A 24,958-nucleotide genomic window follows, 5' to 3' on the forward strand; every position below is an offset into this window, starting at 1 on the left:
AATCCACACACTCATATAGAGTGTGACAAGTTGGAGTGGCATTTGTTAAGCACAGACAACATTTCAATCCACACACTCATATAGAGTGTGACACAATAAAGATAGAAAGTTAAACAAGGAGGAAATAATTTCAATCCACACACTCATATAGAGTGTGACCGCTAGATATAGTAATTGCTATACTTAATATACTATATGTAGTGATAAATAAAACCATAACCTTGTTTCATCTTATCAATTATTATAAAATCAGCCCATTTAGTGTGCGAACCTATCAGGGATTTTATGGGCACTTTAGGTTCGCGCAAACTATGTTTTATAAAAATCTTTTCAATATTCTTATTTTTTCTTGTTGCTTTTTAGATAGTTTACCAATATCGCAATTATTCCAATAACTTAATAGCTTGGAAGCTAACTCCGGTACTTCATTAGCTATGCGTAATACTTCTTTGTAAATAACACCTTTTGACTTCTCTATATCTTGGTGACTAGCTGTTAATGTTTGAATTTGTTCGATTAATCGCTGAGCTGGTGTTAAACTCGCTAGCCTTCGTTGTTCCTTCTCATACTGCTTTTGTATACGTTTTTTCTCTGCTAGCTTTTTCTGCTCTTTTTGTTTTTGAATTTCCCGGAATTTTTGCTCTTCTTTTTTTCGAGCCTTTCGTTGTTCATTATTCACAAGATATGCTTTGTATGTTTCAGATACATCGGTAACATTATGAGCCAAACCATAGCCAACTGACTTTTTTCCGCCTAAACCATAATCCTCTAAGGTCGTCTTTAGGTACGATTTAATGAGGTCTTTATCACCTAAAGATTTTGCTAGCATGCCAATTTGTATAATAAATGTTGTGTCCTTTACCACATAGAAATTAAATATATTCGGTGATTGATCATCAGTTGGTGGATCTTCGCCTTCATTTTTATAATACTGAGGATAATGAGGTGTTTGAATATCTTTAACTAGTGAAAATGTATTTTTTGGAAAGCTATCAAAAAATATTAAATTGCCTTGCCCATACTTATTTTCGAAATCTTCGCTACTAACACCAAATGCATACTTAAACCATCCCTCATCACTTACGTCATCACATTCTTGCAGGATACAATTTCGAAGCGCTCCTTTAATTGAAGCCCCCTCAATATAAGGAGCCCCGTATATACTGTGAAGTGACGAAATGGCATCACCACTATAAGGTGATAACGTGCTTCCAATGATTAATTTATCTGCCGTGTATTCAATAACAATTACATCCTCACAATTACTCATTAATTGTTTGCGATATGCATTCAAATGATTAGGGATATCTACATTTAAAATACTAAACTTCTGTTTGTCAAAATACGGCTTTAGTTTTCCTTTAGCTTCATCCGTATAAGAATAACGATAGAAACTTGAATAATAATGTTCACTTTGGGATATATAAGGTTGCGCTTTTTCTGTAATGTTATACTTCAACATCTTTAATCATTCCTTCTGCAAAACGTTTTACCCAAATCAATAATTGCTGTACTTCATTTGTCATGACACGGTATTCTGTAATACTTACCTTAGTTATTGCCTCCATTAGTTCTTCGTCTCCTAATAACTTTCGTTTACGAAGCCACTCCGTTAATAGGTCATATAATTCTTTCTTTTTAGCAAACAAAAAAGCAACCGTAGTAGCTAATCCTGTCATTTGGATTTTTGCGGGCATAGAACGAGCGATCGTAGCAAACTCACTTTTACAATGTAAGGCTAAAACTTTTTCATAAGCAAAGGCAGCACGTTCATTTTGAATATTTTTCATTATGCTTGCCCTCCCCCATGCACTTTTACAAACCCCTTACCAAGCGTCATATTCCCACCAATTTGTAGAATATCTAGGTCTAATTCACTAATGTAGGCTTGTTCTCCATGAATCGTAGTATAGAAAATCGTTTCTGTTGGCACATACTCTTCATCAAACAATGCATGTGTAGTAACAATTCCTGTCTCATGATTAATCGCGGTACGTGTAATAATTTCTGTATTATGTTTCACAAAGTAAGTAAACTCATCATCTGATATTAAAAATGCATGGGAGGCGATATCTACACCTGACATCCTTCCCTCAACATATTTTATGCAAGTGTTGAACTCCAAATTTTCTTCAACCTGTTCATAAAGGTATTCATCTAATAAAACATTATTACTATTTTCCAGTTTAATAGTACTCGTACTTGTTACATGTCCTTGATTTCCATCAATATTTACAGTAATATTTTTACCTTCTTCCTGCATATAACGATTTAAGACAATTGGGCATGTGAGTAATGCATATACACCTTTAGCAGAACGGACAGGAAAAAATAAAATACGTGCATCTGTAAAAGTCAATTTACCAGCGTAGTCTGTATCGCCAAAAATCACTTTTTCTTGCGCATTATCTTTTACAGTACGTACATAATGATGTCTAATGCTTCCTTTTAAACTTGAAGCTTCGATTTTTGGAAAACCCGTATGCCCTTCTCGCTGAATAGGTTGGTCAACTACACTAAATTCATAGGTACCCCCTACGTGCATTGGCGATAATAAATGAATTAGCATGGTATTTTTATTTGTCATGATACACTTCCTCCTTAACTTTACCTACAAATGCATAGCCAAATCCTCTATCGCAATAAACTAAGCGATTCCACCATATATAATCAAAGCCTAACTTCCCTGTATTATCGCTACGATAATCACTTATACATTTTTGATGAAATAATTTTATAGCATCTTTATGCGTTCCTTCAAGCAGTTCAAAATAATATACGCTACCTGCTGGCACTGCTAAATGCATAGGTCGAGGACCATTTTCTGAGTAACCACCAATAGGCACTGGCTTATCAATGGCAGCTGCTACTAAACGAACTTTTACTTGATTTTTTCTATAAGTAAAACTACCAACCTTAGTCTCGGGATCAATCCATCGAGGTAACCAACCATATTTAAAGACGGCCGGAGTAGCTAAATACAACTTGAAATAGTTTGTTGGATTACTAGGCTCTGGTATAGAAAGCTCTTCTATTTTTGTAACTGTCGCTAATTTAGTGTCACCACCGATTTTAACTGTTGCCTGATTATCAATAGTAAAGCCTTCAGCATCTACAACTAACGAACAATGATTGTTATTTTGATTTTTCAATCGTATGAGTTCCTCGCTATACCACATACCATCTTTCGTTTTATGCGTCTCGTGTTCCATCTCAATACCTATATGCGATTCTTTCGTAACGTAATCACCTAATGCTTCATATTTCACTTGGTTACTACCATTTAAATAATTTTCAAAGTCAGCTTGTACTAGATATGCTCCTCCTGATACGTTTACCTTTTTTTCAATTTCTTGAGCAGGCGCTAACATCCAATCTAACTCATGACTACTTGTATAACTTTTGCTTAACTTCATAGACTGTAAGGTTTGCTGTTCAGTTACTAATGTATCTAATGGTTGTGGAAAAGCATATTTACCGTTCAATAACAAACCACTAAAACCTATCTTAATATCACGTGCCGCTATTTTTTCACCACGTCGCAAAGCCCCTGCATATACGGATGGAAAAGGAGGAAATTGACTATAGGCATAGAAGTTTACACCTGCATCAAAAGGATTGGCTGTTCTAAATACTAAGGTATCTACAGCATCTATTTTATACATCATCGTTAAGCTTCCTCCTTTTTGGGTTCAACAAATGTCTCTCGTGCAAAAAAAGATACCTGTTGTAAAAAGTGTAAAAATACTGGCGTTTCTTCATTCAAAGCTTCGTATAAATTTAGAAATACCGCTACTTGCTTTTCCACTTGCTCTTTATTTTGCAAGCTGCTTCTTAGTACTTTCTTTAATAAAGCTTCCACCATCTCTTTTGTTACATTGTTTTGTATTGGCTCTATTATCATAATAATATTCTGAACAAATGAGTTAGAATGCTCTTGTTTAGCTAATCCCTTGATTGCGTCCTCAAAGATAGTAAGATTAGCCGCTTTTTTTCCAAACTTCATGCGAAGTGGTGTAGATAATCCCCCTCTTCGCATAATTTCCATAGAAAAAGCTGCTTTACCTGCATCAATTTGTTTCGCGTGCGACTCTAGCTGTTCTACTTGCTGTAATAAAGGCTTTAACGGTGACATTAAGTGAGCCACAATAATACCAGCAGACAGCGTACCCTGATTATTAAGCTCTTTAATTCCTGCAAAAGCTGTAATTAATTGAGTTAATGATAAAAATAGCGTATGTAATGGTAAAAAAGCTAAAATATCTTCTCCCCCCGCAAATACACAGACTCCTTGGTGATTTTCAATAATCTTCTTAGCTTCTTTTGAAAAATCACTTATGGCTTCACTTAATTTTTGGGCTTCTTGTACACTTTTTACAGCTTTATATTTCTGCCCTACACCATCACCATCTAGCTTTACAATGGCATAATAAGGACTTCCAATATATCCGCCATATGAATCATACAATCTTTTAGCAGCTGATATCGTTTTATCTTGATATTCTATATGATTCACAATATCTTCTTGATTTTTAAAATCAAACAATGCTTCTGAACCTTCGTCTTTAATAGGTTCTAAATCTGCATCTTTTGGTAAGTAACTCTTTAATAACATATACGCTACTGAAGTTACATTCATATCAAATACTAAAGGTTGAGACTTTACCCATGTCGAAAAATTACGCTTTACTAATGCGATTGCTGATAAGTTTTCACCATCTTTTAACTTCGTCTCTTGTAGGTTCTTCCTTGATGGCTGCTCACTTGTAAATAGCGCATTATATTGTTCATACAAATCACACTTACGCCCCGCTGGCTCGCACATTTGATGAAACATACGTGTATTTTTCACACTATGCATATGGTTCATTAATTTGATATAGCTCTCTTTAAAGTCAAGACCTAATGGCTCGATTACCCAATTAATCTCTAAAAAATGAGATAGCTGTCTTTTTACGCTATCAGAAAATATTAACTTACTATCTTCAATAATTGCTCTACTAATATTCATGAATTGCTTTTGTACATGTTGTTTAGCTGCAATTGCTATTTCTTTACCTGAATGAGTATTAGATAGTTTAACAATAATACGATTCGGAGCATTGACAGTATTAGGTGAAGGTATGATGATGCTCCCTCCACTATCCTCAAAGAATTTTTTTGCAACTATCGCCAAATGCGATAGTAAAAAGCTTCCTGTATATAAATCCTTTAATTTACGTGAAGGCTCAACAAACTGTTGCACTGGTCCTATCGTAAATAACAACAATGATTCACTCATACCTTTGCTCCCTTCAATTGATTTACAAACACTTCTCTATTATCTATAATTTTCTTTCGATTGTGAATGGGCTTTAAAAAAACGTAAATTGGATAAATTTTATGATCTTTTGTTTTTACTAAACTAACCATCAAACTAGAAGCAAACTTTCCACTCTTAATATCTCCTCCAGTGGCAAAAACACCTGATTCTCCAGTGAATTTTCTACTTTCATGTGCAGCTTCATCAACTTGCTGTAAGAAGTTTTCCACAGACTTTGTTAAAGCTTCACCTATCTCTATTTTTTCCAAAACGGGTCGATTAATTTTCTGCCTAAAAGAAGATATAATAATATTCCCTTTACGGTTAAACATCTTTGGTGAAAAATACTCCAACATCGTATGAAGAAAATTTAGTAGTTGCTCTTTATCTTCACAAAGTTCTTTTTCAAAACTTATAGCACCACGTGCCCTACGACTGCGCTGTCCAATCCCTCCCAAGTAGGATGAAAATCGCAATATATCAATATAAGTTTGAAATTTAGCATCTGATAGTTTATTTTTTCCTCGTACCACAAGAGTAAATTTTGTTTGCTCTCCAAAACAATTTACAGACTGATTATTTCTATCACTCTTTTTATTAACATGCAACAAGCGTTTCCTGTTAATTTTCTCTTCTTTTGCATCAATAATTTGCAGCGTAATTGGAGATGACTGCGTAGTAGCATCACCAAAGTACTGACTCTCCAGTTGAAACATTTTTTTACTATCTACAATTACGTTACTCACTCGAAAAGCATTGCGCATTAAAGCCTTAATCTCCGTTACTCTCAGTTCAGGTACTTTTCTATCGACACCATAGCTCATTAACGTGCTTAGTACCTGCGTCTCTAAACTATATTTATGCAAGCAGGCTCATTCTCCTTTCGTATTAAACATTTCAACATACGCTTGATGAGGAAAGAGCATTGGATTATTTAATAACATTAATGCTTGATTTAAGATAAAGTTTAATGATAGAAGAGAAACTTCTCCTTTTGGTTGCTTTACACGATACCCCTCTAATTCAATATCCTTATTCAATTTTCCACTAGCTTCTTCTACACATTCGTGGAAGTTTAAGGCTTCATAAATTTGATTAAGTGTTTTAAATTTTTCGTTCACTTTAACATTGAATTTTTCTTGTTCTTCATTTGCTTGCAACGTTATATCAAAAAATGATTCATTTTTATCTTGATTATTGCCTAAATGACAATATATCAAGATAGGACGTGTAGCTTTTTGCCCTGGGATTCCTCCTTGTGGAATCCCATTTGCCATACGAGCAATACCACTGTTAACTGTTTTCAACTTCTTAATAGAATCTACCCAACTTTTAATAGATTTACATGAAGGTTTAGATACACTCTTACACTGAATAACAACGGCAACAGCTTCAATTGGGATAAATTTCAGTTGGCCCTTCTTAAAGATATAAGGTGTATACATTTCGTCTAAAATAACTAAATCTACTTCTGAAGATATTTCACCACTTGAATCAATAATGAACACCGATTGCTCTACGACAAATTTTTTTGGCACAATACTTTCAAAAAGTGACTGCCATATTTGTTCCCTATATGTACCTATCGTAAGATCATGAGTAGCTTTAAAATAAAGCTGGCTTACAATGGATTTCTCTTCACTTTGATAATTATAGATTAAATTCTGTACTATCCCTTTCTTTTTTACCAATAAAATCACTCCTATCAAATTTTATACTTATCATATCATAAAAATGTAATATATAACCATGCAAACAAATTTTACATTATTAAACAAAAAACACTCTCATGTAGAGAGTGACGTAAGCCCCGTAATCAAATAACGCATATAAAAAATCTGGCACCTCCGGTACGATAAACGTATCAATCAAAGGAGGTGCCATTCTTATTCCTACAAATAAACTAATCATCGTTCCCGTCAAGCTCAATCCTCTTCCAGTTGAAACTGCTTCGTTCTATTCTAACCACTACACTGCCAAACCAAGTTGTGTAATTAAAACCGCTTTGGCTGAAATTTCCTTCTACAACATCATAGATGAACACATCATCCAGACGATTATGAAGGAGCTGAATAATCGATGACACAGGATTTTACGAGCGTGCAAAACATCTACATTGATATGTGGTAAGAACGATATGCGTGTAGACATTGATGGCCTCGCAACGCTTATTCAAGATTGGATCCATATAGTAATTCTATCTTTCTTTTTTCTCGATGGAGGAAGGACCGTTATAAATGTTTGTATTTTGATGAAGATGGCTTCGCCATGCTTTATAAACGATTAGATAATGAAAAATTACCATGGCTAAAAGATGAAAAGGAAGTACGCAAATTTACGCAACAAGAGCTCCGCTGGTTATTAGAGGGCTTATCCCTACAACAGGCGAAGGCAATTGTAAAATCTGCAAAAGGTGTCTTTTAATTACCCTATTTTAAGTGGTATAATCATCCATAACTTATCCTGAACGAAATGTGGTGAATGATTTTGAAAACGCTTCAAATATTGGAAGAACAGCTAGACTACTCAAAAGAACAAAATAAAAGTTTAACCAAACAAATGGAAGTATTGACTGAACAAATTCGCCAATTAACAAAAGCCTTATACGGTTCTAAATCAGAGAAATTCAAATATCAGTCCCTAGATGGACAAGGCTCTTTATTTAAAGATGACCCGTCTTTTTGCGAACCTGAGCAGACAGAAGAACAAAGCATGGAAACCGTTAGCTATACAGTGGTCCGTAAAAAAAGAATAAAAATTGGAACGATTCGTTTCGTGATGATATGGATGTGGAAGAAATTCACCATCATCCTGCCGACATCACTTGTGAGTGTTGTCGTGGTGAGATGATCGAATTCAGTTCAACTTTAGTACGGGAAGAAGCGAAATTTATCCCAGCTATCGTGAAGCCTGTGCAACATATTGAACATGTGTATGAGTGTAAATCGTGTAAAAAAGATGTAACACAACAAGCACAAATCAAACGTGGAAAAGCAACACAAAGTAAGTATGCCGGCCCTACTGTTTTAACAAAGCTTATTTACGATAAGTTTATCCAGTACTTTCCTCTTTACCGTCAGGTAAAGGAATGGGAGCGACATGGCCTATATACAAACGATGAAAATTTATCCAATTGGGTAATGCGTGTAGCAAAGGATTGGCTTCAACCGCTTTACGATTTAATGAAGCCATTATTAACGGCTAAATCTGTGCTGCATATCGCGATGAGACTTATGCCCAGTTCCGATGGAAAGCCTGCTCAATCAAACGCTTATAACTGGGTATGTCGCAGTGTACATAGTGAAGGTCCTGTCATCGTTTTATTTAAGAGCGCACTCTCACGGGGCCGAGCTATCTTAGAAGATTTAATTGCGGGATTCAAAGGCACCGTGATCTGTGATGGCTATTCAGCCTATGGTCCATTACCTTACGTTCAATTCGCCAACTGTTGGGCACACGTACGACGCTATTGGCTGAAAGCCGATAGTAAGAATGGACGAATAGGCATTCAGTATGGTGATCGTTTGTTTCACATCGAACGTAAAACCAAACATCTTTCCTCAGAAGAACGTGTGAAAGTTCGCCAACAAGAAGCAAAGCCCGTCGTCGATGAGTTTTTCGATTGGATTGATTGTTCACCTTTTCTCGGTAAAAATGCCTTAGCGAAAGCAGCTGAATATACATTAAGTCGTATATCTGAGTTAAAGGTCTTTCTGGAAAATGGAGACGTCGCAATTGATAACAATCCCGCTGAAAATGCCATTCGTCCAAATGTTATTGGTCGCAAAAATTGGCTTTTTTCCGTGAGTGAGGCAGGTGCCAAGGCAAATGCCATCTGTTTAAGTTTGGCTGAAACGGCCAAAGCAAACGGAATTGATCTTTATCAGTATCTAGTGAAGCTGATGACGGAGTTACCAAATTTACCGTTTCATCAACAACCTGAGATTTTACATAACTACATGCCTTGGTCAGAAACCATTCAAGCCACATGTGCAAAATAACCAACTATCCAACAAAAAATCTAGGATAGTTGGCTATTCGTCGTGCGTACCGTAAAGGTGCGCTATTTTTTTATATTTCGGGCTTACGGTTATTCAATCATTGCTATGTGGAACTGGGAACGTAAAAATTTTTATATAAAAGGGGGGCAGCGATTGCCACCACTTGGAGCAAAAAAGAGAGATGGATATCCATCTCTCTTTTTAAGATAGTAATTAATCTTTTACTTTTCTAGTAATCACAAAAATTACTAATACAACAAAAAACAAAACAATTCCAACAATTCCCGTTACAACTTCATTTTTTATAGTAAAATTCACTAACGTTAACAAAAAAAGAAAAATACAACCAATGACAGGTAGAGCACTTTTTAATTTTCTCATTTAAAAAACCCCTTTTTTGGATTAAAACCCATAAATCACTGTTAAACTACATGCTTTTTACGATTTCTTATTAATTAATTCTGACACTTTAATAATTAAAGCAATTACAAATAAAGAAACAAATAAAGTTGTACTTAATGTGTTACTTATAATATTAAAATTGGTTAAAAGTCCAACAAGAAAAAGAAGGAAAGCTATTATAAACATATTTTTACTGATATTTTTCATGGTTGATTATCCTCCTATCAATATATTTGGATCTAAGTCAAGATTTTGGTGTTTGGAGAAGTTAAAGATTGAGTTTATAAACATAACTAATATTAAGATTGTAATGGCTATGTCTAATAAATTCAGAAAATCCATGTAGATTAATCCTTTTTAGTAAAAATGTGTTAATTTATACTTATTACACATATTAACATAAAAAATGTTAGGAGGAGTTTTAATGTCTAAAAAGAGTTTCAAAGTAATTATTATTGGACTATGTTTTACGCTTTTGATTTCCTTCGGAATACAACCTGTTAATGCATCGGAGTGGAAAGAGAAGGATTTTAGTTTATCAAGACGTTGAAATTATTGAAATGGAAGCTGAAGCTCTTGAAGGGGGTTTAAGAGGTTTTTTTGGATTAATTGAAGAAATGCCTATTGAAGTATTGAAGAAGGAGTTCAATGGTTGAACGATAATAAAGGGAACGAATTTTACGGGAAGTTATTTATTGCAGATGGTGAAAATGTAGATTTAATAGATGATCCAGATATGATAACTACTTACGGTATTGTTGCTTGTAGTGCAGCAATAGTAGGAGCAATAACAATGAATGCATGGCCGTGGGCAAAAATTTTTAAAGTTAAAAAGGCCATTCAGTTATTGGGTGGATCGAAAGTTATGGCTAAGACATTAGTTACTGCATATAAACATCAAAGGAATTTAGGTTATTCAAAAGCAACTGCTGCTAAAAGAGCTATTGATGTTACGAAACGTGCTCTTCCAGGGGAGTATGTAAAAGCATTAACTGAATTTCTTTCGTTGAAAATGGTTATGGCAAAGTGTTTTGATTAAAATTTAATAGAAATTAGTTTGGTGAAGAGTAGCCCTTGCTACTCTTTTTTCTTTAGATTTTGATTAGTTAGAGGAAGAAGGGATATGAGGTAAAGCGGACTGAACGAAGCGTAGCGAAGTGAGGGAGAATGTAAGGAGTTGACAATTTGATTGCACTCAAACCATCTTGGTATTGTCGAAAATTCATTTTTTAATCTGCCTCCTGGTGATGGAGCCCCCCCCCGAATGATTCGGGAGGGCTCGTGGGGTTAGATAAAATGGGGGGCAAGGGGAATCATTCCCCTTGTTGGTTTGGGTAAAACCCAAGATTTTCCTGACCAGCTTTTAGACGGGATAGTCGGTGATTGCCGAAACAGCCTCGCAGAGCACACTCTTTACGAATGTAAAGTATAATGTGTTTATACTTTACATGGAAGTATTCCGAAAATAACGCTCGCGACATAGGGGTTGGTTTTTTTATGAGTTATGCAGTCGTTGTTGTTTTAAAATAAAGATGCGATGTTTGTAAAAAAGTTTGATCGTTTATAATAAAGATCGATCGAAATATTAGAAAGTTATGTAAGGGAATGTTGTTAAATCAACATTTTCTTATTTTTTTAATCAAACTTTTTTACAAAAATAGAGGATTCAAACTTAATAGAAATTATGGTTTTAATCAAACCTTTTTTCAAAATAGGTAAATATGTATTCTTAATTCATCAGTGTTTGCAGAACTATTTATAATCAAACTTTAATTCAAAGCTGCACTTACAAAAAACAACTATATGAGAACGTGCGCCCTTTATGACTCGCCCTCCTGCTTCTTTCACCTGTTTGAAAGTCAAATATTCCCCTGGCTCTAATAGCAAAGTATTTATGCCCCTATAAGCCTTTTGGGTTTTCCAGTTTACAGCTGGCCCTTTTTGTCCAACCCAAGGTTTTTTCCAAGGAATTACACCTTCTTCAAGTTGTTCAATAATTTTGTTTGATACGATTTGGATTGTCAACACTAATTCAAACAAATATTATAAGGTCATCAATCTAAATTCCACTGGACTTTTATAACCAAGTGTTCCGTGGATTCTAATGTTATGGAACCAGTTTACTTCATCATTAAATTCGATTTCGAGTTGATATAGGCTGTTAAAGTGCGAACCGTTTGAAAATTCCGTTTTAAAAACTTTAAATGTCGCTTCCGCGACTGCATTGTCATAGGGACAGCCTTTCATGCTTAATGAGCGTTCGATTCCAAACGTTTCTAACGCATCATCGATCCATTGATTTTTAAATTCGCTTCCGCGATCTGTGTGAAACATTCCGATTCGATGTAATGGTCTTCTAATGCTTGAAAGTGCTTTGTAAACAAGACTTGCAGTCTTGTTCGCTCCGGCACTATGACCGATAATTTCACGATGGAAAAGGTCAACAAATAAACATACGTAATGCCATTTGCCATTTACGCGTACATATGTTAAATCACTAACAACAACAGCTAATTCTGATTGCTGATGAAATGCTCGATTCAGCGTATTTTTCACAGGTTCTTCATTTACCTTAGACTTGTATGGCTTGAACTGAGTGACTGTGTAAGTTGAAACAAGCCCTTCTTCTTTCATGATTTGACCGATACGTCGTCTAGAAACTGTTAGCCCTTTCTTTTCAAGTTCAACTTTACTCTTTCTTGTACCATAATTATTGCGACTTTCTTTAAAAATAGTTATGATTTTTTTGTTTAAGATTCATCTTTAGGTTCTTTTTTGGACTCGTAATAGTACGTACTTCTAGCGATTCCAAGGACTTCGCACATTGCTGGTACCAAGTATTTGTGAGCGTTATTACGGATGACATCTACTTTCGTCCCATGATCAGCGCGGCTTGCTTTTTAGAGTATCTAGCATTTTAATGCGTAGATACTTTTATACCTTTAGGTGCAAATATCATTCTCCATCAGTAAACGTTGATTTTCTTTACGTAGTTTCAACAACTCTTCTTCTTCCGGTGTTCGATTATCTTTTTCTTTAAAGGAGCCGGAGGCTTTGCTTCACCCATTTATCAAACGCTGAAGCTGTTAAATCGTACTCGCGTATGATATCTGCACGTGGCTTTCCACTCTCATAAAGTCGGACCATTTGGCTTTTGAATTCTGGACTAAATGTTCTGCGTGTTCTTTTTTCGGTCATTGTAGATTCTCTCCATTTCAGTTACTTTTGTTTTACTCTACTAGACCTTAATTTTATTGTCCAACTTAGTGTAGCCTATCCAGACTTTATAAGCCTTGTGCTGATGGTGCGTTTAATAAGAGATTTCAATCCACACACTCATATAGAGTGTGACAAAATGTGACAGCAAAAGATCAAGACGATTATTTTATTTCAATCCACACACTCATATAGAGTGTGACTTAGGTTACTGGAAACATACCTAAAAGTTAAAAATGATTTCAATCCACACACTCATATAGAGTGTGACAACGTCCCGGCACACACAAGGACATCGTAAGTACATTTCAATCCACACACTCATATAGAGTGTGACGACGCAGCTTGTCACGGAATGTCCATCGTGATTACGATTTCAATCCACACACTCATATAGAGTGTGACGTTCGTTGTTGCAGAGATCCTAGGTTGGGATGAATTTCAATCCACACACTCATATAGAGTGTGACAAGGATGTGCGGTGCCCATCCTGTAACAAAAAATTAATGATTTCAATCCACACACTCATATAGAGTGTGACCCATGCCATGTTGTTCCTGTACCATATGCAATCGGATTTCAATCCACACACTCATATAGAGTGTGACGGTGCATTAGGGTCGGGATATTGTTCTGGGTCTGATTTCAATCCACACACTCATATAGAGTGTGACTTGTTTGTAACACCTTGTCCATCTAATGGATTAAAACATTTCAATCCACACACTCATATAGAGTGTGACTTTGTATCTTAGTTCCTCTACCATAAATATTTAATTTCAATCCACACACTCATATAGAGTGTGACTGCAGGGAAGCTGTGGATGTAATTCATAAGAAATTATTTCAATCCACACACTCATATAGAGTGTGACAATCGTGACTAAGTGCTGCAGCCACTGAATATGCATTTCAATCCACACACTCATATAGAGTGTGACAAAATAGACAACTTGCTCTCTTACTTCCCATCCTATTTCAATCCACACACTCATATAGAGTGTGACCATCCAGTGCAAGAAAGGGAAAATCGTTTAGCAAAATTTCAATCCACACACTCATATAGAGTGTGACGGGGTAAGTCGAGCTTCTTATTTCAGGTACTGCAGGATTTCAATCCACACACTCATATAGAGTGTGACCGGTTTAACACAAGAAATGATGAACCAGGTAGTAATTTCAATCCACACACTCATATAGAGTGTGACTATTATTCCCGATGTATTTCATATCGTCTGCATTGATTTCAATCCACACACTCATATAGAGTGTGACCTTATGAATTTTTGTAAAACGTGAAAGAAGGTGAAATTTCAATCCACACACTCATATAGAGTGTGACGCAAATGAAGGTGGATATTTTAGGCGGGCAACGAATTTCAATCCACACACTCATATAGAGTGTGACACTTGCTCGTAAGGACCTCTAATGAATGGTCATGATTTCAATCCACACACTCATATAGAGTGTGACGTCCTCTTCGTCCATTTCTTCAATGTCGCGACCATCATTTCAATCCACACACTCATATAGAGTGTGACTTGAGTGATTTTGAACAAGATACAGGCATTCCAATTTCAATCCACACACTCATATAGAGTGTGACGATTTTTTCAAGTTCTGTTTGTTGGTTTTCTACATTTCAATCCACACACTCATATAGAGTGTGACATAAAAAAATAAATGAGCTACAGTGTCTGCTCAAAATTTCAATCCACACACTCATATAGAGTGTGACCCCATGATTACGGTATAAAACCGTATAAAGATGTAATTTCAATCCACACACTCATATAGAGTGTGACTGGTATCATCCATCACCTCTCTCAGAGCTATGTAATTTCAATCCACACACTCATATAGAGTGTGACTGTAGACTTTCCCAGTGCCTCTTTAATATCTGCATTTCAATCCACACACTCATATAGAGTGTGACCGCGAGATATAGTAATCTCGCTCTCTTAGCGTACTACATTTAGTGTTTTTTAGAAATACTTTACAAGAAAGTCGTCGATATTATACTAAAAGCCGATAAAAAGTGTGCGAACCTTCTAAGGTTTTCATGGGCACTTGGGGTTCGCACAGGTTAAACGAATTGGCATAATCTTTTCTAAATAATAATATCTCTAATAATCATGCATATTAGAAAGAATCATAGTTACATTTACAACACCACAGCTTAACGTATTAAAAAAAACTATTAACATATTGGCTCATCTCCGCATTTCAAATTGATACGAAACAGTAGATAAAAAATATAATGGTGCTGTTTCTGTTCGTAAAATTCTTGGGCCTAAACTCGTTGTTTGTGCACCATGTTTCAAAAACTCTTCTACTTCTTCCTCCGTTAGCCCACCTTCTGGACCTACAATAAGCGCAATCGTACTACCAGGTTTTATTTGTTCTAACCGTTCTGCTAATAATACTTGATTGTTTTGTTTTGCCACTTCTTCATAAGCAACCAAAACAGCATCAAAAGAATGAAATTGTTGCACCATTTCTTTTACAGATATAGGTGCATGGATGATTGGGAGTCGGTTACGATACGATTGTTCCGCTGCTTCTTTTGCGATTTTATTCCATCGCTCTACTTTTTTACTTTGTTTTTTCGGATCCCACTTCACCACAGATCGTTTTGCTGTAAATGGAGTTAATGCTTTCAATCCAAGCTCTGTTCCTTTTTGAATGACCCATTCTAGCTTATCTACTTTTGGCAACCCGTGAAAAATCGTCACATTGACTGGTAGTTCTCTCGTTTGCTCTTCCCATTGTGTAATCGTTGCGACTACACGTTTTTCTTCTATGTCCGTAATTTCACAAATAGCTGCTTTTCCTGAATGAAAACAACAAATAATCGTATCTTGTTCTTTCATTCGCATAACGTGCCGAATATGATGCACATCTTCACTATCAATCACAACAAGCGAACCATTTCTATTTGCATCTTCTACAAAATATCGTTGCATGTTTCTTCCTCATTACTTTTCTTTTTTCGCAATAATCGCGACCCAATCTTCTAATTCACTCACTTCTACAATCGAAAAACCGCTTTTTACTAACGCTTCTTGCACTTCATTTTTCTTCCCTTTAATAATACCAGACGTAATATAAAGACCATTTGGTTTTAAAACTTGATATGCATCGTCTGTAAAACGCAAAATAATTTCCGCAAGCAAATTACCAACAATTACGGCTACCGTCCCATCAATCCGGTCTAGTAAATTATTTTGCTTGACCGTTACGATATCCTGCACCTTGTTTAATTTTACATTTACCGTTGCTGCTTTTACCGCAACTTCATCTAAGTCATATGCAGCAACAGATGCAGCACCTAATTTGGCAGCGGCAATACTTAACACACCACTTCCTGTTCCCACATCAATCACATGATCGTTTTGTTTCATGTATTTTTCTAAAGCACGAATGCAAAGAACAGTAGTCGGATGCGTACCTGTACCAAATGCCATCCCTGGGTCGAGTTCAATGACTAGTTCATCTTCCGATTCTTTTTTATATTCTTCCCAAGTTGGTGTAATTGTAAGGCGTTTTGATACGCGCACTGGTTTATAATATTTTTTCCAAGCGCTAGACCATTCTTCTTCGTTTACTTCCGATATTGTTACTTTATTTTGCCCTAAATCAATATCATATAACATGAGTTGATTAATCGCTTCTTTTATTTCTTCTACTGTTTCTCCTAAAAAACTAGTCATTGGTAAATAAGCTTTAATAATGACTCCTTCTTCTGGATAATCATTAGGATTGAGTTGGTAGACTTCGCCGAACGTTGTATCCCAACTTCTTTCTAAATCCATCGGATCTTCAATCACAACTCCGCTAGACCCTGCTTCATGTAATATATTTGAGATTGCTTCAATGGCTTCATGGGTGGTATGAATACTAATTTCTGACCACTTCATGTTCTACCAACTCCTTTAATCAATAAATTAATTTCCTTTAAAAGCACGCTTTACTTTCGCAAACAATCCTTCATCATGTTGCTCTTCTACTGATTCTCCACCAGTTTCCGCTAATTTACGTAACAACTCTTTTTGATCATCGGTTAATTTCGTTGGTGTCATCACACGAACGATGACGTGTTGATCTCCCATTCCATATCCACGAACATCTTTTATCCCTTTTTGACGTAGTCTGAATCGTGTACCAGTTTGTGTACCAGCAGGAATTTTTAATTTTACTTTTCCGTGAATAGTCGGAACTTCAATTTCATCGCCTAATGCTGCTTGTGTAAACGTTAACGGCATTTCACAATATACATCATTACCATCTCGTTCAAAAAATTCATGTTCACTTACTTCAAATACAACGTATAAATCTCCACTTGGTCCACCGTTCAGTCCCTTTTCCCCTTCACCAGGAATACGAATTTGTTGGCCTGTATCTACACCAGCAGGAATTTTTACACGGATTTTTTTCGTTTTACGAACAGTTCCTTTTCCGTGACAATCCGGACATGTTTCTTTAATCATTTCACCAGTACCACTACAATATGGACATGTACGTTGATTAACCATCCGACCGAACATAGTGTTTGTTTCTTCTGATATTTGCCCTGTACCATGACAATGAGAACATGTTTCTTTTTTCGTTCCTGGTTTTGCACCAGAACCATCACACGTTCCACACGGCTCATCTTTCGGAATCTCTATTTCTGTTTCTTTTCCAAATGCCGCTTCTTCAAAACTTAAATTCATTCGGTATTGAAGATCAGCTCCTTGTCTAGGTGCGTTTGGATTACGTCTTCCGCCTCCGCCTCCACCTCCGAAAAACATATCGAAAATATCTTCAAAACCACCAAATCCAGCGCCAGCGCCACCAAAGTTTTGATTAGCGCCCGCATGACCAAATTGGTCATAACGAGCACGTTTTTCATCATCACCCAACACTTCATATGCTTCATTAATCTCTTGAAACTTTTCTTTTGCTCCTTCTTCTTTATTCACATCTGGATGATACTTACGTGCTAACCGGCGATATGCTTTTTTAATTTCAGATTTTTGCGCACTTTTATCTACTCCGAGTACTTCGTAATAATCTCTCTTACTCATTCAACCCACTCCCGCTTTTTTTCACATACGTTTTATGTTATCATCACTCATTTTAAACGTAAAGAGTGAAATATTCGAACATGATTTGTTTTCTTTTTTCTAGTTTCAAAAAGTTGTTTCACTAATCAAAGAGAAATAACAGAAAAAAAGTCAAAGCCAAGACAGGCCTGACTTTGACTTTTTTATTTACATGCATTAGTTCTCTTTTTTATCATCTTTTACTTCTTCAAATTCCGCATCCACTACTGTATCGTCGTTTGCAGTGTTTGTTGTTTCAGCACCTGCATTTTCTTGAGCTTGTTTTGCTGCTTCTTCGTATAATTTTACAGAAAGTTGTTGAACAATTTCTTGTAATTTATCTTTTTCTGCACGAACTTTTTCCATATTATTTTCTTCTAATGCTTTTTTTACTGCATCTTTTGCTTCATTTGCTTTATCTACTTCTGCTTGGTCTACTTTTCCTTCTAAATCTTTTAATGTTTTTTCTGTTGTAAACACTAACTGATCTGCTTCGTTGCGAAGTTCCGCTTCTTCTTGACGTTGTTTATCTGCTTCAGCATTTTCTTCTGCTTCTTTTACCATGCGTTCGATTTCTTCGTCTGATAAACCGGAAGAAGATTTGATTGTAATAGATTGTTCTTTGTTTGTGCCTAAATCTTTTGCACGAACGTTTACGATTCCGTTTTCATCAATATCAAAAGTTACTTCGATTTGTGGAACGCCACGTGGTGCTGGTGGAATATCTGTTAATTGGAAACGACCGAGTGTTTTGTTATCTGCAGCCATTGGACGTTCCCCTTGTAAAACATGAATATCAACAGCTGGTTGATTATCTGCAGCAGTTGAGAATACTTGTGATTTACTAGTAGGAATCGTAGTATTACGTTCAATTAATTTTGTAAATACACCACCCATTGTTTCGATACCTAATGAAAGTGGTGTTACGTCTAATAATAAAACGTCTTTTACGTCACCAGTTAATACCCCACCTTGGATTGCAGCACCTACTGCTACCACTTCGTCTGGGTTTACACCTTTAGAAGGCTCTTGGCCTGTTACTTTTTTAATTGCTTCTTGTACTGCTGGAATACGTGTAGAACCACCAACAAGTAATACTTTATCAATTTCATTTGCTGCAAGGTCTGCATCTTTTAATGCTTGACGCACAGGACCTAGTGTACGCTCTACTAAGTGAGCAGATAATTCTTCAAATTTTGCACGTGTTAAAGATACTTCTAAATGTTTTGGTCCTGTTTGATCTGCTGTAATAAATGGTAAAGAAATTTGTGCTTGTGTTACACCTGATAAGTCTTTTTTCGCTTTTTCGGCTGCATCTTTTAAACGTTGCATTGCCATTTTATCTTGAGAAAGATCAATGCCATTTTCTTTTTTAAACGCTTCTACTAGATAGTTGATAATGACTTCATCAAAGTCATCTCCACCTAATTTGTTATCACCAGCAGTAGCTAGAACTTCAAATGTTCCTTCTGCTAATTCTAAGATAGAAACGTCAAATGTACCGCCACCAAGGTCATACACTAAAATTGTTTGTTCTTGGTCTGTTTTATCTAAACCATAAGCAAGAGCTGCAGCTGTTGGTTCGTTAATAATCCGTTTTACATCTAAACCAGCGATTTTACCAGCATCTTTTGTTGCTTGACGTTGAGAGTCATTAAAATATGCAGGAACAGTAATAACCGCTTCTGTTACTTTTTCTCCCAAATAGTCTTCTGCATATGATTTTAAATGTTGTAAAATAATTGCACTAATTTCTTGTGGTGTATAGTTTTTCCCTTCAATTTCTACTGTATAGTCAGTACCGATATGACGTTTAATTGAAAGAATTGTGTTAGGATTTGTAATAGCTTGACGTTTTGCTACTTCCCCAACAGAACGTTCTCCGTTTTTAAATGCAACAGCTGAAGGTGTTGTTCTCCCGCCTTCTGGATTCGGAATAACTTTTGCTTCACTACCTTCCATTACTGCTACACAAGAGTTTGTTGTTCCTAAGTCAATTCCAATAATTTTACCCATAATCGTCATTAGCCTCCTAAATTTAATTACATATTCACTTTAACCATTGATGGTCGAACGACACGATCTTTTAATTTATACCCTTTTTGAAGTTCTTCTACTACTATATTTGAATCGATCCCTTCTTCTTGTGCTTGCATCACTGCTTGGTGCACATTTGGGTCGAATGGTTGACCGACTGATTCAATCCACTCTAATCCTTCTTTTTGAAGGGCTTGTAAAAGTTGATCATATACCATTTGAATACCTTTTTTCAATGAATCAGCTTGTTCATTGTCAGTTTCAACAGAAAGTGCCCGTTCGAAGTTATCTAGTACTGGTAATAAATCTTCGATAACAGATTGTGATCGATACTTCATATACGTTTGTTGTTCTTGTTTCATTCTACGTTGGAAGTTCTCAAAATCTGCTTGCGCTCTTAACGCTTTCGTATTTAATTCTTGTACTTTTTCTTCTAATTCTTGGATGCGTACATCTTTTTCATCTACCACTTCTTCTGATTGTACAGCTTCCTGTTCTGTCACTTCTTCTGCTACATTTTCTGTTACTTGTTCTTGTGTTTGTTTTTCTTCTGTCAATACATCCACCTCCTAGGTATTGGATTATTCTTAATCATGATACCATTTATGAAACAATTTCGTTAAATCTCGGGATAACAATTCGATTAAACTAATAACCCTTCCGTATTGCATACGAGTTGGTCCAACAATCGAAATAGATCCGATATGCTTATCATGAACGGAATAGCTTGCAGTAATTAAACTACAATGCTCCATCCCATGAAATGTATTTTCTTGTCCAATACGCACTTTCATATCTTTTGCTTGCAAATCGGATAAATATTGAATAAAGTCTTGTGTTTCAATTGTATCCAGCAATGTTCGCAACGTGTTTACATCATGAAATTCTGGTTGTGCAAGCATATTGACTTTTCCCCCGTAATAAACCTTATCTGTAACAGGGACTTGCAATAGTTCATCAAATATTTGAATTAACGCTTCATAATTTCGAATATGCTCACGTAAGACATTACTTACTTCTGTATGAATCAACTTTCGAAGTTTATAAAGTGGAACATTTTTTAAGCGTTCGTTTAAAATATTTGAAAACTTTTCAATATCCCCTTCATTCATTTCTTTTGGGAGCGTAAATATTTTATTTTCAACATAGCCTGTATCCGTTACAAAAACCGCTACGACACGCGTATCTGAAATAGGGATAAGTTGTAATTGCTTTAAATTGGTATAAAAAATCTCTGGTCCTAAAATAATTGTCGTATAGTTAGTTAAATCGGATAAAATTTTTGCAGACTGTTCAATTACTTGCTCAAATTCTAACATTTTTTCTGTAAACATCGCTCGAATATTATGCAAATCATTTTGATTTAGCATACTTGGTGACACGATATGATCCACATAAAAACGATACCCTTTTTCAGAAGGGATGCGTCCTGCTGAACTATGTGGTTTTTCTAAAAAGCCCATTTCTTCTAAGTCAGCCATTTCATTTCGAATTGTCGCAGAACTATAGGTTACGCCTTGACGTTTAGAAATCGTTCTAGAACCTACAGGCTGGGCAGACCGGATATAATCATCAATAATCGCTTGCAAAATAAATAACTGACGATCCGTTAACATCCACCTCACCATCCTTTTGTTAGCACTCAATACCTATGAGTGCTAATACTATTATTTAAAGTAACAGATTCTCATCTAAATTGTCAATAACGTTGCTTGCCTAAAAAAAGACTTTCGCAATTTTCTTCTTTAAAGAAGAAACTGTTCAAAAACTTCATTTCCTAAAAACAACCCTTTGTTCGTTAAATGAATAGAATCATTCGTTTGCGCTAACCACCCTTTTACCGTTAATTCATCGATTGGTTGTTGAAAATATGTTTCCATCTCTTCCCCATAACGTAGAAAAAATTCTTTTTTGGATACACCTTTCCTTTTCCTTAATCCCATAAACATAAACTCTTCCATCATTTCTTTTTTTGTTAAAATAATTTCTTCTGTATAGGCATGCTTTGCTGTTTGAATGGCATCAATATATTTTTGAATTGGGCCTATATTGCTACGCCGAACCCCATTCATATAACTGTGCGCACCTGCACCAATGCCATAATATTCATCATTATTCCAATACGTTAAATTATGATAACTAACCTTATTTTCTTTCGCAAAATTACTAATTTCATATTGATGAAAATGATGGTTCTCTGCTTCTTCCATTACTAATTCATACATATTGGCCTCTAATTCTTCACTCATTCCCGCTAATTTTCCTTTTTGATGAAGCACATAAAAGATTGTTTTCGGTTCTATTTGTAATGAATAGGAAGAAAGATGGGAAATTGGTAATCGAAAAGCTATCTGCAACGACTCTTTGACATCTGCCAACGTTTGCTTTGGTAAACCAAACATTAAATCAATAGAAAGTTGGTCAATCCCTACTTGATGAGCTGTTTCTACTGTACGAATTACTTCTTTTTCTCGGTGCGTTCTACCTAGCGTACGTAACAGATTGTCTTGAAAGGCTTGTACACCAAAACTCATTCGGTTCACCCCAGCTTGTTTTAAAAGCTGTAGTTTTTCTTTTGTCACTTCATTTGGATTTGCTTCAACAGAAAATTCGATGACATCGCGCTCCGAAACAAAAGAATGAATCGTTTCTAATAAAAAGGCTAATTCATCCATCGATAAAGCGGTCGGTGTTCCTCCACCAATAAAGATTGTTTTTATTTTTTTAGTAGGAACCATTTCGAGCGTTGTGATTAATTCTTGACGAAGTGCTTGCAAATAAGTCATCACTGGTTGCTTATCATAATACACTTTATTGAAATCACAATAATGACAAATTTGTTTACAAAACGGGATATGAATATAGAGAGATTCAATCATTTTTTTCATCCCTTTCTGAGAATCTATACGATGAGCTACCTTTCTTTGGAAATCATCAAAACCGCAAGAAAATTCTTGCGGTTTTTTAGTGTTATTTTTTACTATTGCTATCATCCATTTTAAGCACTGCCATGAACGCTTCTTGAGGGACTTCTACACGACCAATTGTTTTCATTCGTTTTTTTCCTTCTTTTTGTTTTTCAAGCAATTTTCGTTTACGTGAAATATCCCCACCGTAACATTTAGCTAAAACGTTTTTACGCATCGCCTTAATAGTACTTCTAGCAACAATTTTTGTTCCAATTGCTGCCTGTACTGGCACTTCAAACTGTTGACGTGGAATTAATTCTTTTAACTTTTCTACAATGACTTTTCCCCGTTCATAAGCAGCATCACGATGAACAATAAACGATAATGCATCGACTTTTTCACCATTTAATAAAATATCCATCTTTACTAACTTACTTTGCTTATAACCAATTAACTCATAATCTAAAGAGGCATATCCTTTTGTATTCGATTTTAATTGGTCAAAAAAGTCATACACAATTTCCGCTAATGGAATTTCGTACATAATATGCACACGTGTTTCATCCATGTATTGCATATTAACAAAAATACCACGCTTTAATTGACAAAGTTCCATTACGGCACCGACATAATCGTTAGGAACCATTATTGAAGCTTTAACAAATGGTTCTTCCACGGATTCAATCGTTTGTGAATCTGGCATATTACTTGGGTTATCTACTACAACCATTTCTCCGTCGGTTATATTCACATGATAAATAACACTTGGTGCAGTTGTAATTAAGTCAATTTTAAATTCTCGTTCAATCCGCTCTTGGATAATTTCCATATGAAGCAATCCTAAAAACCCACAACGGAAACCAAATCCAAGCGCCTGTGATGTTTCCGCTTCGTATTGCAACGCAGAATCATTTAATTCTAATTTTTCCAACGCTTCCCGAAGGTCATTATACTTGCTAGAATCGATCGGATATAAGCCACAAAAAACCATTGGGTTCATTTTACGATATCCTGGTAACGGCTCAGTCGCTCCATTTTTCGCTGTTGTAATCGTATCCCCAACACGAGTATCAGCTACTTGTTTAATAGAGGCCGCTACATATCCTACATCTCCTACATTTAATTCCTCTCTCGGTGTTTCTTTTGGAGAGAATACGCCTACTTCTGTCACTTCAAATTCTTTTCTAGTTGCCATCATTTTGATTTTTTGCCCAACACGAATCGAACCATCCATCACGCGAATGTAAGCAATAACCCCACGATAAGAATCATACACAGAATCAAAAATTAACGCTTTTAAAGGAGCCTTGGGATCTCCCACTGGTGCAGGGACTTTTGCCACAACTTGTTCTAAAATATCTTCAATCCCAATTCCAGCTTTTGCGGATGCTAAAACAGCTTCGCTCGCATCAATTCCAATAACATCTTCGATTTCCTTGCGAACACGTTCTGGGTCTGCACTCGGTAAATCAATTTTATTAATAACAGGAATAATTTCTAAGTCATTATCAATTGCCAAATACACATTGGCAAGCGTTTGAGCTTCAATCCCTTGTGCAGCATCTACTACTAAAATGGCACCTTCACAAGCTGCTAAACTGCGGGAAACTTCATATGTAAAGTCAACATGCCCTGGTGTATCAATTAGATGAAAGACATATTCTTCTCCGTCTTTTGCACGATAGAGTAATTCTACTGCATTTAATTTTATCGTAATTCCTCTTTCGCGTTCTAAATCCATGGCATCTAATAATTGATTCCGCATTTCTCGTTTTGTTACCGTATTTGTACTTTCTAAAATTCGGTCAGCAAGCGTTGATTTCCCATGGTCAATATGGGCGATAATAGAGAAATTGCGGATTCGTTCTTGACGTTGTAATCGTTCTTCGTTATTCATTCACGGATCCTCCTACTATTGCAAAATGCATTGATTCTAATTATAACAATGATGAAATTATCTAGCAATAACAACTGATACTCGGATAGCTGAAGTAGTGGGTGTT

At 35.8% G+C, this 24,958-nt stretch carries 22 protein-coding genes, 1 pseudogene and 2 CRISPR repeat arrays (1 of these 25 running past the window's edge); of the genes and pseudogenes, 4 read left to right on the forward strand and 19 right to left on the reverse strand.

What is annotated here, in order from left to right:
• Nucleotides 1-159: a CRISPR direct-repeat array (repeat unit 32 nt; unit sequence ATTTCAATCCACACACTCATATAGAGTGTGAC) (it extends 1,216 nt beyond the left edge of the window).
• 157 nt (nt 160-316) lie between these two features.
• The 8 genes from cmr6 to BN1372_RS15235 form a co-directional block, all read right to left on the reverse strand.
• The gene (gene cmr6, locus BN1372_RS08960; RefSeq protein WP_062198709.1) at nt 317-1,462 is read right to left on the reverse strand and encodes a type III-B CRISPR module RAMP protein Cmr6; all 1,146 of its coding nucleotides are present in this window, start codon (nt 1,460-1,462) and stop codon (nt 317-319) included.
• On the reverse strand, nt 1,449-1,790 hold the full coding sequence (cmr5, locus tag BN1372_RS08965; protein WP_062198711.1) for a type III-B CRISPR module-associated protein Cmr5: 342 nt from the start codon (nt 1,788-1,790) through the stop codon (nt 1,449-1,451). The genes cmr6 and cmr5 overlap by 14 nt, the downstream gene beginning before the upstream one ends.
• Nucleotides 1,790-2,587 (reverse strand): type III-B CRISPR module RAMP protein Cmr4, encoded by a 798-nt coding sequence (gene cmr4, locus BN1372_RS08970; protein ID WP_062198714.1) that lies wholly within the window; start codon nt 2,585-2,587, stop codon nt 1,790-1,792. The genes cmr5 and cmr4 overlap by 1 nt, the downstream gene beginning before the upstream one ends.
• Nucleotides 2,577-3,668, reverse strand: coding sequence for a type III-B CRISPR module-associated Cmr3 family protein (locus BN1372_RS08975; RefSeq protein ID WP_062198716.1), 1,092 nt, complete (start codon nt 3,666-3,668; stop codon nt 2,577-2,579). Before BN1372_RS08975 ends, cmr4 begins: the two co-directional genes overlap by 11 nt.
• A gap of 2 nt (nt 3,669-3,670) precedes the next feature.
• Nucleotides 3,671-5,281 carry a type III-B CRISPR-associated protein Cas10/Cmr2 gene (gene cas10 / locus BN1372_RS08980; RefSeq protein ID WP_062198718.1) on the reverse strand — a complete coding sequence of 537 codons (1,611 nt, stop codon included), beginning with the start codon at nt 5,279-5,281 and terminating at the stop codon, nt 3,671-3,673.
• Entirely contained in the window at nt 5,278-6,168 is an 891-nt protein-coding gene (gene cmr1, locus BN1372_RS08985; protein ID WP_062198720.1) for a type III-B CRISPR module RAMP protein Cmr1, read from the reverse strand. The genes cas10 and cmr1 overlap by 4 nt, the downstream gene beginning before the upstream one ends.
• A gap of 6 nt (nt 6,169-6,174) precedes the next feature.
• On the reverse strand, nt 6,175-6,993 hold the full coding sequence (locus BN1372_RS08990) for a DUF6602 domain-containing protein (protein WP_230198814.1): 819 nt from the start codon (nt 6,991-6,993) through the stop codon (nt 6,175-6,177).
• A gap of 79 nt (nt 6,994-7,072) precedes the next feature.
• Nucleotides 7,073-7,225 carry a hypothetical protein gene (locus BN1372_RS15235; protein WP_154662983.1) on the reverse strand — a complete coding sequence of 51 codons (153 nt, stop codon included), beginning with the start codon at nt 7,223-7,225 and terminating at the stop codon, nt 7,073-7,075.
• Nucleotides 7,226-7,480: 255 nt separating this feature from the next.
• Between BN1372_RS15235 and tnpB the strand changes: the two genes are divergently transcribed.
• From tnpB to tnpC, 3 genes are all read left to right on the forward strand, one after another.
• Entirely contained in the window at nt 7,481-7,726 is a 246-nt protein-coding gene (gene tnpB, locus BN1372_RS08995; RefSeq protein ID WP_082419006.1) for an IS66 family insertion sequence element accessory protein TnpB, read from the forward strand.
• A gap of 63 nt (nt 7,727-7,789) precedes the next feature.
• Nucleotides 7,790-8,152 (forward strand): IS66 family transposase, encoded by a 363-nt coding sequence (locus BN1372_RS15580; protein WP_230198815.1) that lies wholly within the window; start codon nt 7,790-7,792, stop codon nt 8,150-8,152.
• Nucleotides 8,086-9,303 carry an IS66 family transposase gene (tnpC, locus tag BN1372_RS09000; RefSeq protein ID WP_230198816.1) on the forward strand — a complete coding sequence of 406 codons (1,218 nt, stop codon included), beginning with the start codon at nt 8,086-8,088 and terminating at the stop codon, nt 9,301-9,303. Before BN1372_RS15580 ends, tnpC begins: the two co-directional genes overlap by 67 nt.
• A 213-nt stretch (nt 9,304-9,516) precedes the next feature.
• Here the strand turns inward: tnpC and BN1372_RS15380 are convergent, their stop codons facing one another.
• The gene (locus tag BN1372_RS15380) at nt 9,517-9,684 is read right to left on the reverse strand and encodes a hypothetical protein (protein WP_187118407.1); all 168 of its coding nucleotides are present in this window, start codon (nt 9,682-9,684) and stop codon (nt 9,517-9,519) included.
• A gap of 673 nt (nt 9,685-10,357) precedes the next feature.
• On the opposite strand from BN1372_RS15380, the gene BN1372_RS09005 reads away from it, so the two are divergent.
• Nucleotides 10,358-10,744 carry a hypothetical protein gene (locus BN1372_RS09005; RefSeq protein WP_062198722.1) on the forward strand — a complete coding sequence of 129 codons (387 nt, stop codon included), beginning with the start codon at nt 10,358-10,360 and terminating at the stop codon, nt 10,742-10,744.
• Nucleotides 10,745-11,457: 713 nt separating this feature from the next.
• Here BN1372_RS09005 and BN1372_RS09010 read toward each other — a convergent pair.
• From BN1372_RS09010 to lepA, 10 genes and pseudogenes are all read right to left on the reverse strand, one after another.
• Nucleotides 11,458-11,745, reverse strand: coding sequence for an ArdC-like ssDNA-binding domain-containing protein (locus BN1372_RS09010; protein WP_062198724.1), 288 nt, complete (start codon nt 11,743-11,745; stop codon nt 11,458-11,460).
• A 3-nt stretch (nt 11,746-11,748) separates the two neighbouring features.
• Nucleotides 11,749-12,903, reverse strand: a pseudogene (locus BN1372_RS09015) (IS3 family transposase).
• A gap of 122 nt (nt 12,904-13,025) precedes the next feature.
• Nucleotides 13,026-14,858: direct repeats of the CRISPR family, unit length 32 nt; unit sequence ATTTCAATCCACACACTCATATAGAGTGTGAC.
• 277 nt (nt 14,859-15,135) lie between these two features.
• Nucleotides 15,136-15,888 (reverse strand): 16S rRNA (uracil(1498)-N(3))-methyltransferase, encoded by a 753-nt coding sequence (locus tag BN1372_RS09025; protein WP_062198727.1) that lies wholly within the window; start codon nt 15,886-15,888, stop codon nt 15,136-15,138.
• 12 nt (nt 15,889-15,900) lie between these two features.
• Nucleotides 15,901-16,842, reverse strand: coding sequence for a 50S ribosomal protein L11 methyltransferase (gene prmA / locus BN1372_RS09030; protein ID WP_062198729.1), 942 nt, complete (start codon nt 16,840-16,842; stop codon nt 15,901-15,903).
• A gap of 27 nt (nt 16,843-16,869) precedes the next feature.
• Nucleotides 16,870-17,991 carry a molecular chaperone DnaJ gene (dnaJ, locus tag BN1372_RS09035; protein ID WP_062198731.1) on the reverse strand — a complete coding sequence of 374 codons (1,122 nt, stop codon included), beginning with the start codon at nt 17,989-17,991 and terminating at the stop codon, nt 16,870-16,872.
• 195 nt (nt 17,992-18,186) lie between these two features.
• On the reverse strand, nt 18,187-20,025 hold the full coding sequence (gene dnaK / locus BN1372_RS09040) for a molecular chaperone DnaK (protein WP_062201231.1): 1,839 nt from the start codon (nt 20,023-20,025) through the stop codon (nt 18,187-18,189).
• Between the two features lie 26 nt (nt 20,026-20,051).
• On the reverse strand, nt 20,052-20,603 hold the full coding sequence (gene grpE / locus BN1372_RS09045; protein ID WP_062198733.1) for a nucleotide exchange factor GrpE: 552 nt from the start codon (nt 20,601-20,603) through the stop codon (nt 20,052-20,054).
• A gap of 30 nt (nt 20,604-20,633) precedes the next feature.
• Nucleotides 20,634-21,662 carry a heat-inducible transcriptional repressor HrcA gene (gene hrcA / locus BN1372_RS09050; RefSeq protein WP_062198735.1) on the reverse strand — a complete coding sequence of 343 codons (1,029 nt, stop codon included), beginning with the start codon at nt 21,660-21,662 and terminating at the stop codon, nt 20,634-20,636.
• A 129-nt stretch (nt 21,663-21,791) separates the two neighbouring features.
• Nucleotides 21,792-22,925: a radical SAM family heme chaperone HemW gene (gene hemW / locus BN1372_RS09055; RefSeq protein ID WP_062201233.1), complete on the reverse strand. Its 1,134-nt coding sequence runs from the start codon at nt 22,923-22,925 to the stop codon at nt 21,792-21,794.
• Between the two features lie 91 nt (nt 22,926-23,016).
• A complete protein-coding gene (gene lepA, locus BN1372_RS09060) occupies nt 23,017-24,852 on the reverse strand; it encodes a translation elongation factor 4 (protein WP_062198737.1) in 1,836 nt (611 codons plus the stop codon).
• Nucleotides 24,853-24,958: the final 106 nt, after the last annotated feature.

This window comes from Massilibacterium senegalense, from assembly GCF_001375675.1.
Lineage (GTDB): Bacteria > Bacillota > Bacilli > Bacillales > Massilibacteriaceae > Massilibacterium > Massilibacterium senegalense.